The organism is Synechococcus sp. R5-13 (assembly GCF_047462015.1).
In the GTDB taxonomy this organism is placed as follows: Bacteria; Cyanobacteriota; Cyanobacteriia; order Thermostichales; family Thermostichaceae; genus Thermostichus.
Map to the genome: position 1 here is coordinate 1 of NZ_JANSIL010000100.1, position 21,340 is coordinate 21,340.

The window sequence follows — 21,340 nt, forward strand, 5'->3', positions numbered from 1 at the left end:
CAAACAGAATGCTATCGCTGCATAGTTGAACAGTGATGTTCAGCAGTGTTCAGCGTAAATGTATCAGCATGTTGTTGGAGCTAACCCCAGAAGAATGCGAATCGGTGATTCCGGTGGTGCCAACGCGCCTTCAGTATGCCGCTTACTGGAGCGATGCCCTCAAGAGCACGGGCCGTATCATCACGGCCATTTTGGTGGGCGTGGCGCTGCTGGTTCTTTCCCGCGCTTTTGGCGAGGGATCCTTTCTGGGGGCAATCGCCTTCCTGGTCGGGATCCTCTCGTTGCTCTATCCCTTCCTGTGGGGGCCGCTCTACACCATCTCCCGCCGTCAGCTAGCCTTTCGCGAGATTCCCTATGGGGGATTGTTTTTTGGGCAGGTGTTGCGCACTCGCCGCTACGAGGTGGTGGTGGAAGAGCGAGAAAAGCTGGATGAAGATGGCAACTTCTACATTGAAGAGGTGCGGGAGCGCCAGTTTGAGATGGAAATCGGCGATGAGACCGGAGTCGTCTATCGTGTGCGGGCCAAGGACGATCCCCGCTACAGGCGAATTGTCAAAAAGCAATCGGTGCTCGGGTTGGTGAAAGCCTATTCCCGCGATTTGCAGCGCCGGCCCACTTTGAGCGAGGTCTACGTGGTCAAGCTGGGGGAGTGGGTGGGAGATGTCTCCTATCTGGATCGGGAGGCTTTTTTGGATATGGCAGATGAGCTGTTGGAGCTACAGGCCCAAGGACAAGCTTGATCCCCTGGATCCCTGGTGTTCTCTGGGATGGAGGGGAAGGGATCCCTGCCTTTTTATTCTGAAACCTAAACGGCTGCCTATCCGGGAGCGCCGCTTTTAACGCTGGGTTAGCCGCATTATTGTACTGGCCAGGGGTAGGGTTGGGTAGTTTACTGTGGACTGGCGGGAGCTTTAAACTGAGGGCTGTAAGCCAAAAACAACTGCCATGGGCGATCCTCTCACCCCCCAAGTTAGCGAGCGCATCTGCAAGCACATGAACGAAGATCATGCCGATGCAATAGCCCTCTACGCCAGGGTCTTTGGCCAGGTGGAAGGAGTTACCCAAGCCCGCATGCAGGCCATTGACCCGGAAGGGATGGACTTGCGGGTGCAGGTCGACGGGGCCGTACAAACGCTGCGGATCCGCTTCGACCACCCCCTGCGGGACTCCGAGGACGCCCATCAAACCTTAATTGCCATGGTGAAGCAGGCTCGCGCTCAAGTTAAACAGGCTACAAAGTGATGAGAGATACAGTTGAGGCTTAGCTGGCCTGCTGTAGGAGCAGATCCAACTGGCCGCGAGCCTCTAGCGCGTAAAGATCGTCGCAGCCGCCGATATGCTGGTCGTTGATGAAAATTTGCGGCACCGAACGGCGGCCGTTGGCCCGCTTGGCCATTTCCGCCCGTGCTGCCTCGTCTCCATCGATGGCGTACTCGATATACTTCACGCCTTTGCGATCCAGCAGTTGCTTAGCCCGGATGCAAAAGGGACAAAAACGCCAGGTGTAAATCTCAACAGTCATAAGAAAACAACAAACGCTTTTACATAGCTTAACATTTTCACGGAGCCGGGATCCCTTTCCTTGCAAACCTGGGGTTTTCTGCCTCCCATGGTCTAGTTGGCTTCCTTCCAATTGTGGCCAATTTGGATATCCACCACCAGCGGTATGGAGAGGGGCACTGCTCCTTCCATTTCCCTTTGGATCAGCGGTTTTAGGGCCTGCCATTCCGAGGGATCCACCTCAAACACCAGCTCATCATGCACTTGCAGGAGCAAGCGGGAACGAAAGTTCTGCAGCTTTTGCCGCAGGCGCACCATTGCTACTTTGATAATGTCCGAGGCGGATCCCTGGATGGGGGCATTCACAGCCGCCCGCAATTCCGCTTGTTTGCGATGGCCTGTCAGACGAGACAAATTGGGAAAATAGCGACGGCGACCCAAGATCGTTTCCACATAGCCATGCTTTTCCACAAAGGCTTCGGTGGAGCGCAGGTAGGCGAAAATACCGGCGTAGCGCTCGTTAAATCGCTGTAAAAATTGCTTGGCTTCCGACAAAGAAACCCCCGCAGTGCGGGCAAAGCGCTGCGCTCCCATGCCATAGATCACCCCATAGTTGATCGTTTTGGCCAGGCGGCGTTCTTCGCTGGTTATTTCCTGTTTTTCCAGGAGCAGGCGGGCGGTCAGGGTATGCACATCTTCCCCTGAGCGAAAGCCTTCCAGCAAGGCAGGTTCTTGGCTGAGGTGGGCCAAAATGCGCAGCTCAATTTGAGAGTAATCTGCTGCCGCCAATAGCCATCCCTCTTGGGGAATAAAAGCTTGTCGAATCCGGCGACTGAACTCGGTGCGAATGGGAATATTTTGCAAGTTGGGGTTTGAGGAGCTGAGCCTGCCGGTGGCAGTAACGGTTTGGTTAAAGTCGGTGTGGACTCTGCCGGTATCGCTTCTTACCAGGGCAGGCAGAGCATCCACATAGGTCGATTTCAGCTTGGCCAAGGTGCGGTATTGCACGATGGTTTCGATGAGAGGATGATCCCCCTCTAGCTTTTCTAAAACTGAGGCATCAGTGGAATAGCCAGTAGCCGTTTTGCGGGTTTTGCGAATGTCCAATTTCAGCTTTTCAAAGAGCAGGGATCCCAGTTGTTTGGGAGAATTGAGGTTAAAGGTTTCTCCAGCCTGGGCATAAGCTTTCTGCTCCAAACTTTGCAGCTCTTGTTCCAGCTCTTGGGAAAATTGCCTCAGAAACTCGGTATCAACGCGAATGCCGATCCACTCCATCTCTTCCAAAACTTGGGCCAAGGGCAGCTCGACTTGAATAAAAAGATCCCACAGGCGTGGATCGGTTTTCTGCAGCTTTTCGGTGAGGATTGGCACCAGACGATAGGCACAATAGGCGTCGGTTCCACAGTATTCTGCAACTCTGGAAATCGGGATATCGGCAATGGACTGTTCCTTGCCCAGCAACTTTTTGTAGCTGGTGGTTGGCAAACCCAAATGGGTAGCTGCCAAATCGGCCAAATTGTGGCTGGCTTCTGGATCCAAAACGTAGCTGGCCAACATGGGATCAAACTGGATCCCTTGCAGGCGGATCCCGTGGGCGCGGAAAATGCTCAGGTCGTACTTACAGTTTTGTAGGCTTTTGGGTCGGTTGGGATCTTCCCAAAGGGGTTGCAGGCTTTGTTTCACCAGCTCCCAATCCAGGTTGGATCCCTGGCGGTGGCCGATGGGCAAGTAGGCGATATCTCCCTCTGACCAACAACAGCCGATCCCCACCAATTGGGCATCCCGTGGATCTAGACTGGTGGTTTCAGTATCCCAAGCTACAATCCCTGGGCAGGCCAGCAGCTCTTGCCGCAAAAGCTCCAGTTGCTCCGGCGTATCGATGATGCGCACCGCCGGCAGAGAAGGGACGGGATCGAGGGCAAAATCAAACCACAGGGCTTCGTCAGGAGCGTTTGCGGGATCCCCGGTGGGATTAAAAGCGCCAACCACCTCTGCCTCGGTTGGGATCCCCCCCAAAGCCGTTTGTATTTTGCGCACTTGGGCGATGAAGCTGTGAAACTCCAATTTTTCCAGCAGCGGCAGCAATTCTGCTTGATCAAACCCGGTTAATTTCATGCTCTCCCAGTCGGGAGAAAGAGGAACGTCGCATTTGATCCGAGCCATAAATTGCGAGTGATGGGCCGCCGGGATCCCTTCTTTGAGGTATTGCTGGACTTTTCCTTGGATCTCGTCCAGGTGGTCGAAAATTTCATCCAAACTGCCGTAGCGCTCCAGCAGCTCCACAGCTCGCTTGGGGCCGATCCCTTTCACCCCGGGAATGTTGTCAGAAGGGTCACCACAGAGGGCCTTATAATCCACCACCTGCCAAGGCCAGATGCCCAATTTTTCTTTCACTTGTTCGGGGCCAAACTCGCTGATGCGATCTTTGCTGTTGAGGTGCAAAACCCGAACTCTTCCATCGGTATCGATCAACTGGAACAGATCTTGATCGCCACTTAAGATCTGCACCCGGTAATCTTGGGGGGCTAGCCTACTGAGGGTGCCCAAAATGTCATCGGCTTCAAAACCAGGCACCACCAAAATCGGGATGCGTAGTGCCGTCAACACCTGCTTCAGGTTCTCCACATCTTCGATAAACTCCGGTGGCGTTTCCGGGCGGCCTGATTTGTAGGTTTCGTCGGCCTCGTGGCGAAAAGTGGGCTGCCGTGTATCAAAGGCAACGGCTACATGGGTAGGGGTGTATTTGTCCAAGACTTCTAACAGCGATTTCAAAAAGCCAAAGCTGACGCTGGTGGGGATCCCAGTGGAAGTGCGCAACCCCCCCTCGCGGCTGTAGGCAAAGGCGTAGAAGGAGCGATAGGCCAGAGAGTGACCATCCACCAGCAGCAGTGTTGGAGTTTGCCAAGCCATCAGCTGATACCTTGAGGGTGAATCTAGCCTATCGGATCTGGGCTATGGGCAGAAGGGATCCCACATCCATCATCGGCCTCAAGAACTCAGCAAGAGCGCCCGGCGGTCAACAGGACGGGATTCCAATTCCAACTTCTGTGACCCGGCTACGGCAAGATCCAAAAAGCCATCGATAGGCCCGCCACCCCTGTCTGTTTTGTTAGCTACAATGCTCATGCCCATTTTTTCAATTTATTGGCTTGATCGGCAACACCTCAATTTGCCAACCCAACTGATCACCCAAAGCATTGGCTTCTGGTTTTGGACAACATACAGCTCACCACAATGCCCTTCTCTTCTCGGCAAATCCTGCCCCCATCCCTCTACCCACCCCTGCACTGGGGCCTCAAGACTCTCTTTCCCGACGGCCTGTGGGAGCTGCCGGCAGATCCCCATACCCAGCGGGTGGCCCTGACGTTTGACGATGGCCCTCACCCCGAGTACACTCCGGCTTTGCTGCAGGTTTTGATGGATTTTCAGGTGTCGGCCACGTTTTTTGTGTTGGGAGAACGGGTGCAGCGCTGGCCCCACCTAGCCCGTCAGATCCGCCAACAAGGCCACCGCATTGGCCTTCACGGCTGGCAGCATCGCTCCTTCACCCAGCTTGCCCCTGACGAACTTCAACAGAGCCTGAAGCGCAGCCAAGCTGCCCTGGTGGCTGCCTGTGGCGGGATCCCTGACGATTATCGGGCTGTGCGCCCGCCCAATGGCTTGTTTTGGCCGCAGACGCTTGCGGATTTGCGCCGTTGGGGCTTTTGTCCGGTGATGTGGAGCGTGGTGCCTGAGGATTGGCTGATCCCACCGGTATCGGTGGTAGTGGAGCGGGTGCTGGCCCAGGTGCGGCCTGGCTCCTTGATCGTGCTGCACGATGGGGTACAAGGAGGAGCCCAAGTGGCTGAGGTGACGCGGCAGTTGATCCCAGCTTTGCAGGAGCGGGGATTTGAATTTGTCCACTTGCCGGATCCCTGGGATCTTTCCAGTCAGGGAGAAAGTTAAATACAGTAGAGGCACGCACAAGCAGGAGGGTCAGGCCATGGGCGCACGCAAGATTATCTACGGCATTTTTGGGCAACGGGCCGGCAGCGTCATCGTCGGAACTTGGAACTGGCTGTGGGGGATCCCGGTGGAGAAAGGCGGCACAGGGGCGGTGATGGTGGCGGAAGAATCCCTACGCACGATGCAGGAGACGGTTCAGCGTCTCACGGAAGCCGTTGCCACCCAAGTGGCTGCCTATCAGCGGGCTGAGCAGAAGTACATGCAAAAGGTGCGGGAGTACCAGGCCCTGGAGAACAAGGCTCGCCTGGCCGCCCAACGGGGCGATCAAGAGGCTGCCCGCCTGGCTATGTCCCAAGCGCTGCAAATTGAGGCCATTCTCGGCCCCCTCAAGGAGAACGTGGAAACTGCCGAGCGCTACGTCAACGCCGCCAAGCAAAAGCTGGCCCGCGAGAAAGAGCGATTGGCCGCTTACAAGAGCGAGCTGAGCAACCTCAAAGACATCAACGAGGTGAACCAAGCTCTGGAGCAGATGACCCGCGTCAACAACTCCTACAACATCGACTCGGCCAAGTCCCAATTTGAGGCGGCAAAGAATGCTATCCAGGCTCGCCAGCTCAAATCCCGAGCCATGAGCGAACTCTCGGAAGATCGCAGCGAGCAGATTGCTGCCCAACTGGATGAAATGGCCATGGACGATGAAATCTCCCGCCGCTTGGCAATGCTCACCGGCCAAGGAGGTGCCCAGGCCAACCCGCCGCTACCGGATCTGGATTTCGAGAAGCGGCTCCCCCAATAGCGGCAGTTGCTTCCAAGCTTGGGGATCCCTCGCTTTTCAACCCACGTCGGCAACCCCGCTGCTAAGTTGCAGGGGGAGTTTTCCGTTGGGAATTGACGGTCAACGGGCTAGAGGGAGTGCGCTCGTACTAGGATGATATAGGAACAATAGGCAACCCATCTGAGGAGAGGATCCCAGCAATGTCAGCAGCACGAGGCGGGCATTCTGCCCGATCAGGCCTGTGGCCCACTTACGCAACCAGCCCGTGGCTGTCTAGAGCGCTGTTGCTGCTCTGTGTCTGCCTCAGCTTGGTGGTCGGTGCCTGTTCCGCAGGCTCTAACCTACGGGCCTACAGGGATCCCAGCGGAGCCTTTGCTTTTGCTTACCCCAACGGCATGGTGGCGGTCAATCTTGGGCCGGGGAAAGGGCCGGTGGTACTCCTGCGCGACCTGGTGTACGAGACCGAGAACGTCAGCCTGATGATCGCCCCGTTTGACAAGGGGGAGACGATTGCCGATTTGGGCAGCCCGGCTGAGGTGGGGCAGTTGGTGGCGGAGAAGATCATTGCTCCTGAGGGATCCGGTCGCTCGGCCAAGCTGTTGGCTGCCGAAGCCTTTGAGCGGCAGGAGCACCCCTATTACCTGCTGGAATACCAAACCGATATGGGATCCCAGCTTCGTCATGAGGTGGTGACGGTAACCGTTCGGCACCATCGCCTCTACACGCTGACAGCCTCTACCCAAGAATCCCGCTGGCCTCAGGTGCAGGCTGCTTTTAGGAACGTGGGCCGCTCTCTGAATGTTTCCTAAAGCTTTTCCTGAGAGGATTTTCTCAAGGGATTGAACCGGGTTGACGGACTTGGGTAGGTTAAGGTTGAGCCCTTTAGGGCTGAGTTATGGCCATTTTAGGTTGGGGGCGAGACGCCTGGGCTACTGAGAAAAGCCTTGTGGTTCTGGGGATTATTGCTCCGCAACGCTGACGCGAAGACGCGACCAACGTTTTGGGTGTGGGTGCAGTGTCCTAGCTTGAATCGAAATGACCCTACCTACGGGTTCCAGCCGGGCCATCTGGTGTTAAAACGTAAAACGGTAGTGTTTTAAACCTGCGGAGATGGGATCCCACCCTCTTGGGCCTGCTCTATGACCGTATACGTGGTTCAGATCAGCGACCTGCATCTGTTTGCCAAGCCCCATCACCGGCTGCTGGGGGTGGACACGGAAGCCTCTTTCCTGCAGGTGCAAAAGGCCATTGCCGCTCTGGATCCCTTGCCGGATCTGCTGCTGCTTACCGGAGATCTCTCTCAAGATGGCAGTGCGGCATCTTACGCCCGTTTGAGAGCCCATTTGCAGGCTCTCCCCATCGATACTTACTGGTTGGCAGGCAACCACGATCGCCTGCACACCATGAACCAAGAGCTTCATGCCGAGCGGCTATTTGGGGACAAGAGCTTCAGCCGGGAAAATTGGAGCTTTATTTTGTTGAACTCCCTCGTGCCCGGCAAAGATAGCGGTTACCTGACGGAGCGCACGCTGCTGTGGCTGAGACAGGAATTGCAGCGGAGCAAAGCTGCCCAACACCATGTTTTGTTGGCCCTGCACCATCCCCCTTTTTCGGTGGATTCTGCCTGGCTGGATCAAAGTGCCCTGCAGCAGCCGGAGCGGTTGTTTGGGGTTCTGGACGAGTTCGACCACATCCGCCTCGTTGTATTCGGCCATATTCACCAAGACCTGCACCGCCGGCGGGAGGGGGTTGATTACCTGGCTTGTCCCTCAACCTGTGTGCAATTTCGTCCCAAGAGCCCCCAGTTTGGCCTGGAGGTAATTCCCCCTGCCCTGAGGCAGATATGGTTGGAGCGAGATGGCAGCTTCAAAACTCAGGTTCAACGGGTGGGAGCTGCTCTGCAACGGCCCAACCTGGCCCTGAAGGGATATTAGCTCTCCCCCTCTTGAACCTCTGTGGGGGGTAGCCCGATGGCCTGCCCCAAACAGACGCTGGCCCCCAGCAAGGCCAACCACCCCGGCAGCAGCGACAGGAAGGCCACTGCAGCCACCAGGGTATTGTTTCCCCCTTGCAAAAGGCTGTAGAGCAGCATCGGCAGCGTGAGAACCCGCCCACCGCCGACGAAGAAGGTGAGCAAAAATTCGTTCCAGGAGATCAAAAAGGCAAATACCGCCCCAATGGCTGCCCCAGGGGCAATGAGGGGCAACGTTACCTGCCACCACACCTGCCAGGGATCCGCCCCCAAACAGCGGGCCTGCGCCTCGTAGCCGCGGTCGAAACGGGCGAACACACTGCCCATCACCAGAGCCATGTAGGGAATGGTGGGGATCAGATGCACCAAAACCACCGCCAGCAGGGTACTGTCCAGCCGCAGGCGAATCAGCACCCCTTGGATGCCCATCAATACGGCCAAAGGAGAGGTGATGATGGGCAATAGCAGCAGCAGGCGCAGCCAGGCAGGCACGGGACGGGTGCCCAAAACTCGCCCTGCCGGGATCCCCACCCCCAAGGCCAGCAGGGTGGTAAACAGGGCAATTTGCAAGCTCTGGCCGAAGGCTGCCCGGAACTGGGATCCCCAGCTCAGCAGTTGCTGCCAACCGGCTATGCTCCATGCCCGGGGCAGGGCATCGGGAAAATACCAGGCCCGCGTGAAGGCCCAAAGGGCCAGCACCCCAAAGGGCAAAGCCCAAAGGAGGGCCACTCCGGCCACCCCAAGGCGGAGCAGGGATCCCCCAATCCATCTGCGTCCTTTCACGGCTTTCTCCAAGGACTCCGTCCCGCTGAGCCAAACGGCAGCTGCAGAAAGGATACTCTGGCTGCAAACAGCCCTCCGATTAGGCTGACCACCGCTGCCGAGACAGCCAGCAGGATGATCCCCAGCGCCACCGCCTGCTGCCGCTGCTCCAGGTTGATGTGGGTGAAGCGCTGATAGATCAGAACGGGCAAGGTGCGCGGGTAGGTGGGCCCTAAGAGCAAGGGAACCTCAAAGGCGCTGAAGACAAAGCCGAAGATGAGAATCCCGGTGGCCAGCAGCCCCGGCCTCAGCAAGGGCAGCGTTACATACCAAAACGTCTGGGCGGCAGAAGCCCCCAGCAGCCGAGCCTGTTGCTCCAGCTCGGATCCCATCCCGCGCAGCAGCGTCAGCGCCACCAGAGCGGCAAACGGGATCTCCTTCCAAAGCCAATAGAGCAACACCCCCACATAGCCGCGGTCGTTCACCCACAAGGGAAAATCCTGATCCGAGGCAATCCAGCCCAGTTGGAAGGCCAGCCGCGCCAGCCAACCGCTGGGCCCCAGCAGCAGCAGCATCCCCGCCACCCCCACCAAATGAGGAATCGGCAGCGTCAACTGGCCAAGCCAGATGGCCCACCCCCCCACCCCCCGCAACAGCAGCGCCAGCCCCAGCCCCAAAAGCAGCGCCAACCCCGTTGCCAACAGAGCGATTCTGAGGCTGAGCAACAGGGATCCCCCGACTTCCGCATCCCGCAGCAGCTCCCCATACCCCTGCAGGGTAAACCCCCTCTCGCCCAGGCCGTAGAGGCCCACACTCTGGGCCAGAGCCAGCAGCAGCCCCCCGCCGTAGAGCAGGCCCACCAACCCCAACGCCGGCAAAAGCGGCCCATACTGCCGGATCCCCTTAAGCCCCACCGGCCCAGATCCCCGTCCATTTAAGCTATTCATTGAGCCAGTCCCAAGAGCTGCCTCACGAGAGAATTCAAGATGGGAGCGGATCCCTCGACGATCAAGCGATCAAGACTGCCTAGTGCTCCACACCGCCAACGCGACCAACCATTGCGATCTTTACATCCCATGGAGAGAACCCTAGACCAGATTAACCAACGCATTGCCAAAGGCCAGGTGCGGGTGTGGACGGCCCTGGAAGCCAAAGCCAAGCTGGCCACCTTGGGGATCCAGGAAGCCTTTGAGCAGGTGGATGTGATCACCACCGGCACCTTTGAGCCAATGGAGTCTTCAGGAGCCATTGTGAACCTGGGCCATACGGATCCGCCCATCAAGATTCGCCAAGCTTGGCTGAACGGGGTACCGGCCTATGCCGGATTTGGCGCGGTGGATCTTTACCTGGGGGCAGCCCAACCCAGCGAGCAAGCGGATCAAGCCTATGGGGGCGGCCATGTCATTGCCGACCTGGTGGCGGGCAAGCGCGTCCATTTGCGGGCCATCGGCCAAGTGACCGATTGTTACCCCCGCGCCGACTACGAGACCACCCTGACTCGGGATCAGCTCAACCAGTTTTACCTGTTCAACCCCCGCAATGCCTACCAAAACTTCATCGTCGGGGTGAACGGCGGGGATCGGCCTTTGTACACCTACTTGGGTCTGTTGGAACCGCATCTGGGCAATGCCGTCTATTCCAACCCGGGAGAGCTATCCCCCTTGTTGAACGATCCCCTATTGCGCCGGGTGGGGATCGGCAGCCGCATCTTTTTGGGAGGCGGCATCGGCTACGTCGCCTGGGAGGGCACCCAACACTTTCCGCTGCAAAAGCGATTGCCCAACCAAACTCCCATCGGCCCGGCGGCCACTCTAGCCCTGATTGGAGATGCCAAGCAAATGCAGGCGGAATGGGTGAGGGGCTGCTACTTCCGCAACTACGGCCCCAGCTTGATGTTGGGGGTCGGGATCCCCATTCCCATCCTCGCTCCTGCGGATTTGGAGGCCATTGCCATTCGGGATGAGGAGTTGGTTGCCCCCGTGATTGACTTTTCCATTCCCCGCCGGGTGCGGCCCACCTTTGGCTTGGTGAGCTATGCCCAGCTCAAATCCGGCCAGATCACCCTCAATGGCCGCAAGGTTCGCACTGCCCCTCTGGCCAGCCTGCGCCGCTCCATACAAATTGCCGAAATCCTCAAGCAGTGGATAGAAAGCGGCCAATTTACCCTCACCCAACCTGTCGCCCCCCTGCCCCTGGATCGGGAGTTTCTCCCCCAAAACCCTCTCAGGTGACGTCCTCCCCTCAATGAATTGGGGGCCTCCTCAAGCGGATGCACGCAGCGCTTTGGTTCGGGGACACCGTGCCTCCCTACTTTTGGGGTAAAGCGGCTCTCCAGAAGAACCGCTACCGGAATTCGCCCTGGCAGCAACTTCTCCAGGCAACCCCATCAACCCCACTTCAGGTGCTGTCTCAACAACTGAGCGTGCTGAGCCGATTGCCTCGCCCACAGGTCAGCTTGGGCAGGGCTGAGAGCTAGGCCCTCTGAGTAGCAGGCCAGCCAAGCTTGGTGTAAGGCTTCAGGATCGGTGGGCATCTCCTGCAGATCCCAGCCAGGCATGCCCAATTCCTGGAGCAGCGTTTTCACCTTGGGATCGTAGCTGAGACCAAAACAGGCGCAGCCCTCTGCCGCCGCCATCACCAATCCGTGGTAGCGCATGGTGATCGCCAGCCTGACACCCCGAAAGACTCCTTTCAATAGACAGGGATCCCGAATTTCCAGCACTTGGCTACGGTGGGGTAGGCGCTGCTGAAGCTGCTGAGCCAAGTGGTAGTCTGGCCCAAGGTCAGGGGATCCGGGAGGAGCCAGCTGAAAGGGCACGAAGAGAAGGTATGCCCCCGTGGAAGCCTGGAGACGCTGTAAACCCTGGCTCAAAGCTTCTAGACAGGCTCCAGTCAGTTGCGGATGCGGACGCAAGACCACAGCAATGCGGGGCTGAGGCCACGTTTCCCATTCCGGCAAGGTTTTGGACGGCAAACTCCAGACGGGATCCGGAGCCACCTGGTGAGGGATCCCCCACTCTTGCAGCCATTGGGAGGCAACCCCATCCCGCACACTGATGGCCGTGCAACCTGCCAACGAGCGACGGGCTAGTGCGCGAATCCACCCCCGCTGCAGCGGCCCGATCCCCTGGGCCCAGGCAAGGGTCTTCAGTCCCCAGCGCTGGCCTAGGCCCATCACCCCCAGGTAGTAGAGAGGGCTGCGCCAACTGGTGCGATCCTGCAGCAGGCCACCTCCACCCCAGATGAAAGCCTGGGCCTCCTGGAGACAGCGCCGTAAAGCCAAACTGTTGAAGCGCGGATAGGCCAGCACCCCATAGGTGTCAGCCGTTTCGGCAGGGCGACGGGAGAGCACCACCGGCTGCACAGGGTCGGGCAACTGCTCTAGCTCTCGTAAGAGAGCCAGCAACAACGCCTCATCGCCGGCATTGCCGTAGCCGTAGTAGCCACAGATCAAAACCTGTGGCCGTTTCATCGAGTCCATCTGAGTAACAGGGATCCTAACTCACCCACAGAGTCCTGTGAGGTTGGAAAAGGCCGCGACGGCAAACCCTAGTTGGATGATGACTCCCTGAGCCATTGGATCAAATCGGCCAGGGTTTGGAAGTCCAACAGCGCTTCCGCCAAAGCCTCCAGTTGCTCGGTAGGTAAGAGGCGGATGGTTTCAGACAGGTCTTCCGGCAAAGATCCCAGCTTGCGCCGCAGTTGACTCAGAGTCAGTCGAGCTGCTTCTTGCTGCAGACCTTGCTGCAGACCTTGCTGCAGACCCTGTTGCAGACCTTGCTGCAGACCCTGTTGCAGACCCTGTTGCAGACCTTGCTGCAGACCTTCCTCTCGACCCTCTTTGAGGGCTTCTGCCCGCCACATCTGGTAAATCACAGATTCCCGCACAGCCAGACCTCCCAGTACCCTGCTAATTTCCTCTGGCGTCCATGTTAATCCTGCCAAAACAGCAGTGGCCGCTTTCACCTCTTGCCGTAGCTTTGGATCCTCTATCTCTGCTATTGCTCTGGCCACTTGGCGGAGTCGCGGCTCCGGGTTTTCCGGATCTGCCAACACGGCTAAAGGCAGGAGTCCTGGATATTGAGATAGCACCTCCGGATCTTGTTCCCACAGGCGCAAGACCTCAAAGCGATGAGAAAGGGATCCCCGTTGAAAAGAAGTCTGGTACACCCGTTCTGACTGGGTTTTTCTTAGGTAGATGACAATCTGCCGCACCTCCTGGTCGGGATAGCGACGGAACAGGCGCAGGCAATAGTCGGCCATGCGCAAGGGAATGTCGGGATCCGGGTCGGTTTGAAACTCCAGATGCAAAATTAAGTTTTGGGCCCGCAGCAGGATAAGAGAGTCCGCTCGGATGGGCTCGGTGGACAGCTCCGTCGGCTGTAGCTGAGTCAAGGAAACAGGGGATCCCAGTAGCCACTGGGCAAAGGACTCGGGGAACCATTCCACCAAGTACTTGCAGACGTTATCGTAGGCCACAGGATCCCTTTCCTACAAAAGCCGATTCTCCCGATGGCCCCTCTGCCGAGATCAGCCGTAGTACCCTTGGTTGATGCGGTTTTCCAGTTGGTTAGCCCCTTCCTGATACTCGCCAAACACGAAGTTCTCGGCGTTGGCTTTGATCAAGGCCTTTTGCTGCTCTGTCAGGCCTGAGATCTGCAACATGTCTTCCAGGCTCTTGTAGGGGGCATTTTTCACCAGGATGCGAGCTAGGGTGGGATAGAAGCCGGGCAGTTGGCGGTAGTTGCGCAAGATGGTGTTGTTCACGTCAATCGGAGTGTCCAAGTGCTTTACCGGGGGAAGCTCTGCGGCCCTGGCCACAACAGGGATCCCCAAAGGAGCGAAGCACAGACAGAGCACTAACACCACACGAACCAAGATGGACAGCAGCCAGCGCATAGCATCACTTCTCCAAGCAGAATCCAAAAGGCTCATCTGTATAGGTTGCTAACATTCTCCGACCATCTAGTGTCTCATCCCCTCCACCCCGAATCGAGGGCCAAGACAGGATTTGGATCCCGACAGAAACAATTTTTAACAACTATGATCAGGAGACAGTCTTTCTTGCTCTCCCTTTCTCGGCTATCGCACCATGTCCGACTTGGCCCTTCTCCACTCGACTCGACTTGACCCCCCCAGCCGGGATCCATCTCCAGGGATCCCAGAACCCACGCCTTCTCCGGAGCTGGAGTTGCTGGGGCAGACCGAACTCTTTCTCAGACGGCACATTGGGCCGGATGCCCGGCAAATTGGGCAGATGTTGCAAGTGTTGGAGCTGAGTTCGCTGCAGGAGCTGGTGGAGAAGGCGGTGCCGCCGGCCATTCGCAGCAGCCGGCCTTTGCAATTGGGATCCCCTTGCCCTGAGCTGCAGGTGTTGGCGGAACTGAAGGCAATGGCGGCCCAGAACCAGGTGTGGCGATCCTTTTTGGGCATGGGCTATTCCAACACCCTGACGCCGCCGGTGATTCAGCGCAACATCCTGGAAAACCCTGCCTGGTACACCCCCTACACCCCCTACCAAGCTGAGATTGCCCAGGGACGGTTGGAAGCCCTGCTCAACTTCCAGACGATGGTGATCGACCTGACGGGGATGGAGATCGCCAATGCTTCCCTGCTGGACGAGGCCACCGCAGCCGCCGAAGCCATGGCTCTTGCCTACACCTTGGCAGGCAGGGGATCCCCAGTTTTCTGGGTGGATCGGGGCTGTCATCCCCAGACGATTGCCGTGGTGCAGACGCGGGCAGAGCCCTTGGGGATCCAGGTGCGCGTGACGGATCTGGCGGAGTTTTGCCCGGAGAAGGGCTTTGGGCTGCTGTTGCAATATCCCAACACCTTTGGGGAAATCCGGGACTACCGGCAGTTGGTGGAGCAGGCTCACCAGAAGGGGATGGTGGTGACGGTGGCTGCCGACCTGCTCAGCTTAACCCTATTGCAACCCCCAGGAGAGTGGGGAGCGGACATCGTGGTGGGATCCACCCAGCGCTTCGGGGTGCCCTTGGGCTATGGTGGCCCCCATGCAGCTTACTTCGCCACCCGTGAGGCCCACAAGCGGCTGCTGCCAGGACGGCTGGTGGGGATTTCTCAGGATGCTCAAGGCAAGCCGGCCCTGCGCTTGGCGTTACAGACCCGCGAACAGCACATCCGGCGCGACAAGGCCACCAGCAACATCTGCACTGCTCAGGTGCTTTTGGCGGTGATGGCCTCTATGTATGCCGTCTACCACGGCCCCCGCGGCTTGCGACACATAGCCGAGCGCATCCACCGCCAGGCCCATCACTTGGCCACCGGGATCCGTCAGTTGGGCTATGAGGTGGGGCCAGAGCATTTCTTCGATACCTTCTGGGTCAAGGTAGCTTCTCCAGAGCAGGTGCAGGCGATCCAGGCCGGCGCTGCCCAGCGACAGATCAACCTACGCCAGATCGATGACCAGACGCTGGGGATCAGCTTGGATGAGGCTACCACCGCTCAGGATCTGCGGGATCTGTGGGAGATCTTCGCCGGAACCCTTCCCCGCAGCGGAACGGAGTCCTTACCGCCAGCTTGGGATCCCGACAGCCCAGAGCTGGACTTGGGCCAGAGCCTGCCGCCCCAGCTCCTGCGCACCACCCCCTACCTCACCCATCCGGTCTTTAACCGTTACCACTCGGAAACTGAGCTGCTGCGCTATATCCACCGCCTGCAAAGCCGGGATCTGGCTCTCACCCATTCCATGATCCCCTTGGGCTCTTGCACCATGAAGCTGAACGCCACGGTGGAGATGATGCCGGTCACCTGGCCGGAGTTTGCCCAGCTCCATCCTTTTGTGCCCCTGGAGCAGGCCCGCGGCTACCAAGCCCTCTTTGCCCACTTGGAAAAGATGCTGGCGGAGATCACCGGCTTTGCCGGAGTTTCTCTGCAGCCCAACGCCGGATCTCAGGGGGAATATGCCGGCCTGTTGGCTATCCGCCGCTACCACCAAGCCAGAGGGGAAAGCCGGCGGCAGGTGTGCTTGATCCCCACCTCGGCCCACGGAACCAACCCGGCCAGCGCCGTGATGGCGGGGATGCAGGTGGTGAGCGTAGCTTGTGATGAAGCCGGCAATATCGACATTGAGGATCTGCGGGCCAAGGTGGAGCAGCACCGGGAGCGGCTGGCCGCCTTGATGATCACCTACCCTTCTACCCACGGTGTGTTTGAGGAAGGGATCCGCGAGATTTGCCAGATAATCCACGAGGCGGGGGGACAGGTGTACATGGATGGGGCCAACCTCAACGCTCAGGTGGGCCTCTGCCGTCCTGCCGAGCTGGGGGCGGATGTCTGCCACCTCAACCTGCACAAGACCTTCTGCATTCCCCATGGGGGAGGTGGGCCGGGGGTAGGGCCCATTGCCGTGGCCCGCCACCTTGTGCCCTATTTGCCTGGCCATCCTGTTTTGCCCGGCTGTAACGGCCCCGTCAGCGCTGCCCCGTGGGGCAGTGCCAGCATTTTGCCCATCTCCTGGGCCTACATTCGCCTTATGGGATCCGCCGGCCTCACCCTGGCCAGCCAAGTGGCCATCCTCAACGCCAACTACATCGCCAAGCGGTTGGATCCCTACTACCCAGTGCTCTACAAGGGGCCGGGGGGGTGGGTGGCCCACGAGTGTATTTTGGATTTGCGCCCCCTGAAAAAAAGCGCTGGCATCGAGGTGGAAGATGTGGCCAAGCGCCTGATGGACTATGGCTTCCACGCCCCCACCATCTCCTGGCCGGTGCCGGGGACAATGATGGTGGAGCCCACCGAGAGCGAATCTCTGGAGGAGCTGGATCGCTTCTGCGAGGCGATGATTGCCATCCGCCAGGAGATTGCCGCCATTGAGCGAGGCGAGATGGATCCGGTGCGCAATCCCCTCAAGTTGGCCCCCCACACCGCTGAGGTGGTGGCTGCCGACCACTGGGATCGCCCCTATCCTCGCTCGCTGGCCGCCTACCCGCTCCCTTGGGTCAAGGCCCACAAGTTCTGGCCCAGCGTCAGCCGCATCGACAACGCCTACGGGGATCGCCACCTGGTGTGCAGTTGTCAGCCCTGGCTCGACGAATGATGGCTGCTCTGGAACTTGGCCCAGAAAGGGAGATTGGTTGTATCCAAAGGCGGGATCCGCTATAACCAGTCAGGGATCCCTGGCCAACGGATGAGAAAAAATCCCCGTCTTGAGCGGTTCACGTCAGTGGGGCCAAGTTCTTTGCCTATTCTTACTCGGCTAACCCTGGGGCTGTTGGCGGGATCCCTCTTGGCCTGCCGCAAGATGCCTGATCCGGTTGCTCAAGAAGTGGATCAGGATCCCGTGCGGCGTCACATCGGCAAAGATGGCACGCACTTTGAGGCTTCCCTAGGAGATGCCCGCGCCCTTCCCCCTCAGTTTCCCCCTCACTTGCAGTTGCCCAACGCTTCCATCATCTCTTCGGGACAGATTCGGGATCGAGAGGGGGGCCTTGCTTCCCTGATCTTGCAGACCTCTCAGCCTCTGGAGGCGATTGCCGCCTACTATCGCCGCACCCTGTGGGGCCGGGGCTGGGACATCCTCTCGGACATCGAGCAGGCCAATGGGATCCGCACCTTGGTGTTCGAGTCTCCCCCCCACCCCAAAAAGCCTCTCCAACAGGCGGTGGTGCAAGTGGGATCCCCCCGTCGCGGGCCGGATCAGGTGGAATATCGCGATATCTTGATTTTGCTGAGCACCGTATCCCCCTCTGCCACGGCAGAAGACCTCTCTGCGGCCAAGCTCACTCCCCCAACTTCCCCCTGAGGATGCCTGTCTACACCCAGTCAATTCCGATTGCGGCCAGCGTGGCCCAGGTGGATCGCTGCCTTACCGACCTGGAGTTGATGAAGCGCTGGCTCAACCCGCTGTTGGGCTGCGAGGCGGTGGGATCCCCTCTGGCGGAATTGGGCAGCCGCTACCGCTTTTTCCTTCGCTTGCCGTTTGTATCCCCCAGCTTGGATTGCGTGATTACAGAGCGGGCAGAAGGCTTGGTGCAGTGGCAGTTTAAGGGATTTTTTGAAGGAACCGACCGCTGGGAATGCCATCCCCAGCCGGGGGGTACCCTTCTAGTCAATTGCTTCAACTTCCGCATCCCCAGTCCCTGGGTGGCGGCAGGGTTTTACCTGTTGGCAGCAGGGCCGACCCAGCAGGATATGCGGGCCCAGCTCCGACGGCTGAAGGCGGTGGCCGAGGCTTTGGGTTAGGCTGGTGGCAAGTAGTAAAGAAACGTAAAAAACTGCAATGACCAGCAACAGCGGACTGTTTAACCGTCGCTTTGCCGACAACTTCATCCCCCAACCAGCCAACACTTCTCTGGAAATCGGCCAGATTGCCCCCGATTTTGAGCTGCCGCGCGTGCAAGGGGATCCCGTGCGGCTATCGGACTACCGCGGCCAGAAGCCGGTGGTTCTGGCTTTTACTCGTATCTTCACCGAAAAGCTTTTTTGCCCTTTTTGCTACCCCCACATCCAAGAGCTGAAAGCCCGCTACGGCGAGATCCAAGCCTTGGGGGCCGAGCTGCTGATGGTCACCAGCACCGATCCGGTTCAAAGCCAGCAGATTCAAGCAGACCTGCAGCTGCCTTACCCGCTGCTGGTGGATCCCGAGTGCAAAACCTTCCGCCTCTATGGGGTTGGCCAAGCTTTGGGAGCACCCCTGCCGGCCCAGTTCGTTGTGGATCGGGAGGGCAAACTGCGCTTCAAGCATGTTTTCTCCTTTGCCCAGCCCAATGCCGATACCGATGAGGTGCTGCGGGTGTTGCGGGAGGGGCTGCAAACCGGCTGGGATGGAACCCGTAGGGTGGCCCCTATCCCCTTTTTCTAGGGATCGGGCTTCTCTGCCATTGGACTTCCAGGGAGAGAGACTGCGATGTTTGCCCGTCTGGCCCAGAGTGGGGCGCGTCAGGCCGAGATCCTGGAGGTGGTTTTGCGCCACGGTTGGGACTACATGCGCCGCTTGCTCTCTTTTGGCAAGGCTGGGGAACCCCAACTGCCCCCGCCGATGGTGCTGCGCAACATTTTGGTGGATCTGGGGCCGGTCTATGTCAAGCTGGGCCAACTGCTGAGCACCCGTCCGGACCTGTTGCCGCGAGAGTACATCGAGGCCCTCAGCACTCTGCAGGCCGACGTACCTCCTGTTCCCTGGAATGCGGTGGAGATCCTGCTGCGGCAGCAGTTGCGGCAGCCGTTGGAGCAGGTGTTCAGCAGCCTGGACACAGAGTCGGTTGCGGCGGGATCCATTGCCCAGGTCCATCGGGCTTGTCTGGTCAGCGGCGAGTGGGTGGCCCTCAAGATCCAGCGGCCCGGGCTGGAGGCGGTGGTGGAGCGGGATACGCGGCTAATCCGGGGCATTGCCGAGCTGGTGGCGCAAACGGAGTTCGGCAGGTTGGCAGATGTGGTGGCCTTGGCGGATGAGTTCTGCCGGGCCATTCAAGCAGAGCTGGACTTTACCCAAGAGGCCCGCCACACCGAGCAGCTCCGCCAACAGTTGCAAAAGGGGCGTTGGTTTGATCCGGCCCAACTGGTGGTGCCGCGCGTCTACTGGCCTCTCACCACCCCAAAGGTGTTGACGCTGGAGTGGATCGAGGGCCGGCCCTTGTTGGAGGCGGATCGCAGCGACGCGGATCCAGAAAACATCGCCCGCCTCTTGACCCGCGCTTTTTTCCAGCAGATCTGCATTGATGGCTATTTCCACGCCGATCCCCACCCCGGCAACCTCTTTTACTTGGGATCCGGTCGCGTAGCCCTGCTGGATTGCGGCATGATTGGGCGGCTGGATCCGCGTACGCAGCAGATTCTGCTGGAGCTGATGCTGGCCATTGTCAGCCTCGATGCCCAGCGCTGTGCCGAATTGACCCTGGAGTTGGCCCTGCCGGAAAGATCCACGGCCCGCTCGCGGGATCAGACTGTCAGCTTGGCCCAGCTCCAAAGCGACTACGAGCGTCTGCTGCGGCAGTACTACACCCTGAGCATTGCGGAGCTCAACTTCAGCCAGCTCTTTTCTGAGATCCTGCAGGCGGCCCGGCGCAACCAGATCCGCATTCCCGGCAATTTGGGCCTCTGTGCCAAGGCGCTGGCCAATTTGGAAGGGATCGCCCGCCAGCTCACCCCCGACTACAACCTGCCGGAGCAGCTTCGCCCCCTGATGGCGGATGTGTTTCGGGCGCAATTGCTGGGGGAAGCCCCTCTGCCTTCGCTGCTGCGCACGGCTTTGGATTTGAAAAATCTCTCTCTGCAATCGCCGCGCCAGATGGAGCTGCTGCTCAGCCGCATCACCTCGGAAACCCAGCGCTGGAACTTGACCATCCAAGAGCTGGACGGGATCCGCAGCAGCCTGGATCAGTCGGCCAACCGCCTCTCCTACAGCATTGTGGTCGGCTCTCTAATCGTCGGAGCTGCCATCATCTCGGCTCAGACGCAGCGGTTTCAGGTCTTTGGGCTGAGCGAACTCCTGTTCGGCGCGGCCAGCCTGTTGGGGCTGTGGCTCGTCATCAGCATCCTGCGCTCCGGTCGCCTGCGCGGCTAGATTGGCTGAGGTTGGCTCATCAGTGGACTCAGGGCCCTACTGCCCTTGTCTGGATCTCGATGTTTCCAAAAGAACACCAAAACGGTATCAACGCCTCCGCGAGCGATCCGCCAAAAGCCGCAAAGGCCGATTCTTTCGTTCGATCCCTCGACGCCTTGCGCCACAAGGCTTTCCGGCCCCAAAACCCCCTCGCCAAAACTCTTTTTGCCGACTTTTTTCCGGATCCCTCGCAAATGGGCCTTGCATTCCTTGCCCTGCTTGGGTTTAATAGGGGTGGGTTCCCCCTTCGGGGGGATCCCTAGAAATTGGAAACTGGAGCCAGGAATTCCATAGAACACAACATTAGACATGTTCCCCCTTCGGGGGGATCCCTAGAAATTGGAAACACCCGTAAATTTGGGGTCGACCTTGAAATCTTCTGTCAGTTCCCCCTTCGGGGGGATCCCTAGAAATTGGAAACCCGATATGTGCGGTCTAGTAGAGTCTGGTGAAGTAATTGTTCCCCCTTCGGGGGGATCCCTAGAAATTGGAAACAGTCGCTGCGAGTTTGATTGCAGGTAAACTATATTCACGTTCCCCCTTCGGGGGGATCCCTAGAAATTGGAAACAGTCGAGGTTCTTGAGCATCCACGAAACCTGCTCCTGTTCCCCCTTCGGGGGGATCCCTAGAAATTGGAAACTTTAGGGGAGGTTAGATTAGCCAATCGTCCTCTTCTTGGTTCCCCCTTCGGGGGGATCCCTAGAAATTGGAAACGGCCCCACCCGATTTCCTCGCTCGGTTTGGGGTCGGCGGTTCCCCCTTCGGGGGGATCCCTAGAAATTGGAAACTAGCCAACATCCAGTCCACTTGGGACTGGGTGAA

Annotated in this window: 19 protein-coding genes and 1 CRISPR repeat array; of the genes, 12 read left to right on the forward strand and 7 right to left on the reverse strand. The window is 58.8% G+C overall.

Features of this window, described 5'->3' with window-relative positions:
- Window positions 1–35: 35 nt before the first annotated feature.
- Window positions 36–740 (forward strand): hypothetical protein, encoded by a 705-nt coding sequence (locus NW840_RS08265; RefSeq protein ID WP_414343601.1) that lies wholly within the window; start codon window positions 36–38, stop codon window positions 738–740.
- Window positions 741–945: 205 nt separating this feature from the next.
- Complete coding sequence (locus tag NW840_RS08270; RefSeq protein WP_011431796.1) at window positions 946–1,242, forward strand: DUF2470 domain-containing protein; 297 nt, start codon at window positions 946–948, stop codon at window positions 1,240–1,242.
- 19 nt (window positions 1,243–1,261) lie between these two features.
- Here the strand turns inward: NW840_RS08270 and grxC are convergent, their stop codons facing one another.
- Both grxC and polA read right to left on the reverse strand, forming a co-directional pair.
- Window positions 1,262–1,522, reverse strand: a complete 261-nt coding sequence (gene grxC, locus NW840_RS08275; RefSeq protein WP_011431797.1) for a glutaredoxin 3 — start codon at window positions 1,520–1,522, stop codon at window positions 1,262–1,264.
- Window positions 1,523–1,614: 92 nt separating this feature from the next.
- Entirely contained in the window at window positions 1,615–4,410 is a 2,796-nt protein-coding gene (gene polA / locus NW840_RS08280; RefSeq protein ID WP_414343602.1) for a DNA polymerase I, read from the reverse strand.
- A 324-nt stretch (window positions 4,411–4,734) separates the two neighbouring features.
- Here polA and NW840_RS08285 point away from each other — a divergent pair, with 324 nt between their 5' ends.
- From NW840_RS08285 to cpdA, 4 genes are all read left to right on the forward strand, one after another.
- The gene (locus tag NW840_RS08285) at window positions 4,735–5,445 is read left to right on the forward strand and encodes a polysaccharide deacetylase family protein (protein WP_414329449.1); all 711 of its coding nucleotides are present in this window, start codon (window positions 4,735–4,737) and stop codon (window positions 5,443–5,445) included.
- A 37-nt stretch (window positions 5,446–5,482) separates the two neighbouring features.
- Window positions 5,483–6,241, forward strand: coding sequence for a PspA/IM30 family protein (locus NW840_RS08290; protein WP_414343603.1), 759 nt, complete (start codon window positions 5,483–5,485; stop codon window positions 6,239–6,241).
- A 263-nt stretch (window positions 6,242–6,504) separates the two neighbouring features.
- Window positions 6,505–7,029, forward strand: a complete 525-nt coding sequence (gene psbP, locus NW840_RS08295) for a photosystem II reaction center PsbP (protein WP_011431801.1) — start codon at window positions 6,505–6,507, stop codon at window positions 7,027–7,029.
- Window positions 7,030–7,359: 330 nt separating this feature from the next.
- Window positions 7,360–8,154, forward strand: a complete 795-nt coding sequence (cpdA, locus tag NW840_RS08300) for a 3',5'-cyclic-AMP phosphodiesterase (RefSeq protein WP_011431802.1) — start codon at window positions 7,360–7,362, stop codon at window positions 8,152–8,154.
- Here cpdA and NW840_RS08305 read toward each other — a convergent pair.
- Window positions 8,151–8,975 (reverse strand): ABC transporter permease, encoded by an 825-nt coding sequence (locus NW840_RS08305; protein WP_414330751.1) that lies wholly within the window; start codon window positions 8,973–8,975, stop codon window positions 8,151–8,153. The genes cpdA and NW840_RS08305 overlap by 4 nt on opposite strands.
- Window positions 8,972–9,901 (reverse strand): ABC transporter permease, encoded by a 930-nt coding sequence (locus tag NW840_RS08310; protein WP_011431804.1) that lies wholly within the window; start codon window positions 9,899–9,901, stop codon window positions 8,972–8,974. The genes NW840_RS08305 and NW840_RS08310 overlap by 4 nt, the downstream gene beginning before the upstream one ends.
- 129 nt (window positions 9,902–10,030) lie before the next feature.
- Here NW840_RS08310 and NW840_RS08315 point away from each other — a divergent pair, with 129 nt between their 5' ends.
- A complete protein-coding gene (locus tag NW840_RS08315; RefSeq protein WP_414343605.1) occupies window positions 10,031–11,185 on the forward strand; it encodes a homocysteine biosynthesis protein in 1,155 nt (384 codons plus the stop codon).
- A 155-nt stretch (window positions 11,186–11,340) separates the two neighbouring features.
- On the opposite strand, the gene csaB is transcribed toward NW840_RS08315, so the two are convergent.
- The 3 genes from csaB to psbU form a co-directional block, all read right to left on the reverse strand.
- Window positions 11,341–12,426 (reverse strand): polysaccharide pyruvyl transferase CsaB, encoded by a 1,086-nt coding sequence (csaB, locus tag NW840_RS08320; protein ID WP_414343606.1) that lies wholly within the window; start codon window positions 12,424–12,426, stop codon window positions 11,341–11,343.
- 77 nt (window positions 12,427–12,503) lie between these two features.
- On the reverse strand, window positions 12,504–13,433 hold the full coding sequence (locus NW840_RS08325) for an Rpn family recombination-promoting nuclease/putative transposase (protein ID WP_414343608.1): 930 nt from the start codon (window positions 13,431–13,433) through the stop codon (window positions 12,504–12,506).
- Window positions 13,434–13,484: 51 nt separating this feature from the next.
- On the reverse strand, window positions 13,485–13,853 hold the full coding sequence (psbU, locus tag NW840_RS08330; protein ID WP_041436072.1) for a photosystem II complex extrinsic protein PsbU: 369 nt from the start codon (window positions 13,851–13,853) through the stop codon (window positions 13,485–13,487).
- Between the two features lie 193 nt (window positions 13,854–14,046).
- On the opposite strand from psbU, the gene gcvP reads away from it, so the two are divergent.
- From gcvP to NW840_RS08355, 5 genes are all read left to right on the forward strand, one after another.
- Entirely contained in the window at window positions 14,047–17,013 is a 2,967-nt protein-coding gene (gcvP, locus tag NW840_RS08335) for an aminomethyl-transferring glycine dehydrogenase (protein WP_414343610.1), read from the forward strand.
- 141 nt (window positions 17,014–17,154) lie between these two features.
- Window positions 17,155–17,718, forward strand: coding sequence for a hypothetical protein (locus NW840_RS08340; protein ID WP_414343612.1), 564 nt, complete (start codon window positions 17,155–17,157; stop codon window positions 17,716–17,718).
- Window positions 17,719–17,720: 2 nt separating this feature from the next.
- Window positions 17,721–18,158: an SRPBCC family protein gene (locus NW840_RS08345; RefSeq protein ID WP_414343614.1), complete on the forward strand. Its 438-nt coding sequence runs from the start codon at window positions 17,721–17,723 to the stop codon at window positions 18,156–18,158.
- Between the two features lie 37 nt (window positions 18,159–18,195).
- Window positions 18,196–18,777: a peroxiredoxin family protein gene (locus NW840_RS08350; protein ID WP_011431812.1), complete on the forward strand. Its 582-nt coding sequence runs from the start codon at window positions 18,196–18,198 to the stop codon at window positions 18,775–18,777.
- 45 nt (window positions 18,778–18,822) lie between these two features.
- Window positions 18,823–20,478, forward strand: a complete 1,656-nt coding sequence (locus tag NW840_RS08355; RefSeq protein ID WP_414343616.1) for an ABC1 kinase family protein — start codon at window positions 18,823–18,825, stop codon at window positions 20,476–20,478.
- A 277-nt stretch (window positions 20,479–20,755) separates the two neighbouring features.
- Window positions 20,756–21,306: a CRISPR direct-repeat array (repeat unit 36 nt; unit sequence GTTCCCCCTTCGGGGGGATCCCTAGAAATTGGAAAC).
- The last annotated feature ends 34 nt before the right edge of the window (window positions 21,307–21,340 follow it).

Coding starts and splice junctions, on each gene's coding strand:
- NW840_RS08265 (WP_414343601.1), top strand. CDS start 36: ATGTTCAGCAGTGTTCAGCGTAAATGTATCAGCATGTTGTTGGAGCTA.
- NW840_RS08270 (WP_011431796.1), top strand. CDS start 946: ATGGGCGATCCTCTCACCCCCCAAGTTAGCGAGCGCATCTGCAAGCAC.
- grxC (WP_011431797.1), bottom strand. CDS start 1,522: ATGACTGTTGAGATTTACACCTGGCGTTTTTGTCCCTTTTGCATCCGG.
- polA (WP_414343602.1), bottom strand. CDS start 4,410: ATGGCTTGGCAAACTCCAACACTGCTGCTGGTGGATGGTCACTCTCTG.
- NW840_RS08285 (WP_414329449.1), top strand. CDS start 4,735: ATGCCCTTCTCTTCTCGGCAAATCCTGCCCCCATCCCTCTACCCACCC.
- NW840_RS08290 (WP_414343603.1), top strand. CDS start 5,483: ATGGGCGCACGCAAGATTATCTACGGCATTTTTGGGCAACGGGCCGGC.
- cpdA (WP_011431802.1), top strand. CDS start 7,360: ATGACCGTATACGTGGTTCAGATCAGCGACCTGCATCTGTTTGCCAAG.
- NW840_RS08310 (WP_011431804.1), bottom strand. CDS start 9,901: ATGAATAGCTTAAATGGACGGGGATCTGGGCCGGTGGGGCTTAAGGGG.
- NW840_RS08315 (WP_414343605.1), top strand. CDS start 10,031: ATGGAGAGAACCCTAGACCAGATTAACCAACGCATTGCCAAAGGCCAG.
- csaB (WP_414343606.1), bottom strand. CDS start 12,426: ATGAAACGGCCACAGGTTTTGATCTGTGGCTACTACGGCTACGGCAAT.
- psbU (WP_041436072.1), bottom strand. CDS start 13,853: ATGCGCTGGCTGCTGTCCATCTTGGTTCGTGTGGTGTTAGTGCTCTGT.
- gcvP (WP_414343610.1), top strand. CDS start 14,047: ATGTCCGACTTGGCCCTTCTCCACTCGACTCGACTTGACCCCCCCAGC.
- NW840_RS08345 (WP_414343614.1), top strand. CDS start 17,721: ATGCCTGTCTACACCCAGTCAATTCCGATTGCGGCCAGCGTGGCCCAG.
- NW840_RS08350 (WP_011431812.1), top strand. CDS start 18,196: ATGACCAGCAACAGCGGACTGTTTAACCGTCGCTTTGCCGACAACTTC.
- NW840_RS08355 (WP_414343616.1), top strand. CDS start 18,823: ATGTTTGCCCGTCTGGCCCAGAGTGGGGCGCGTCAGGCCGAGATCCTG.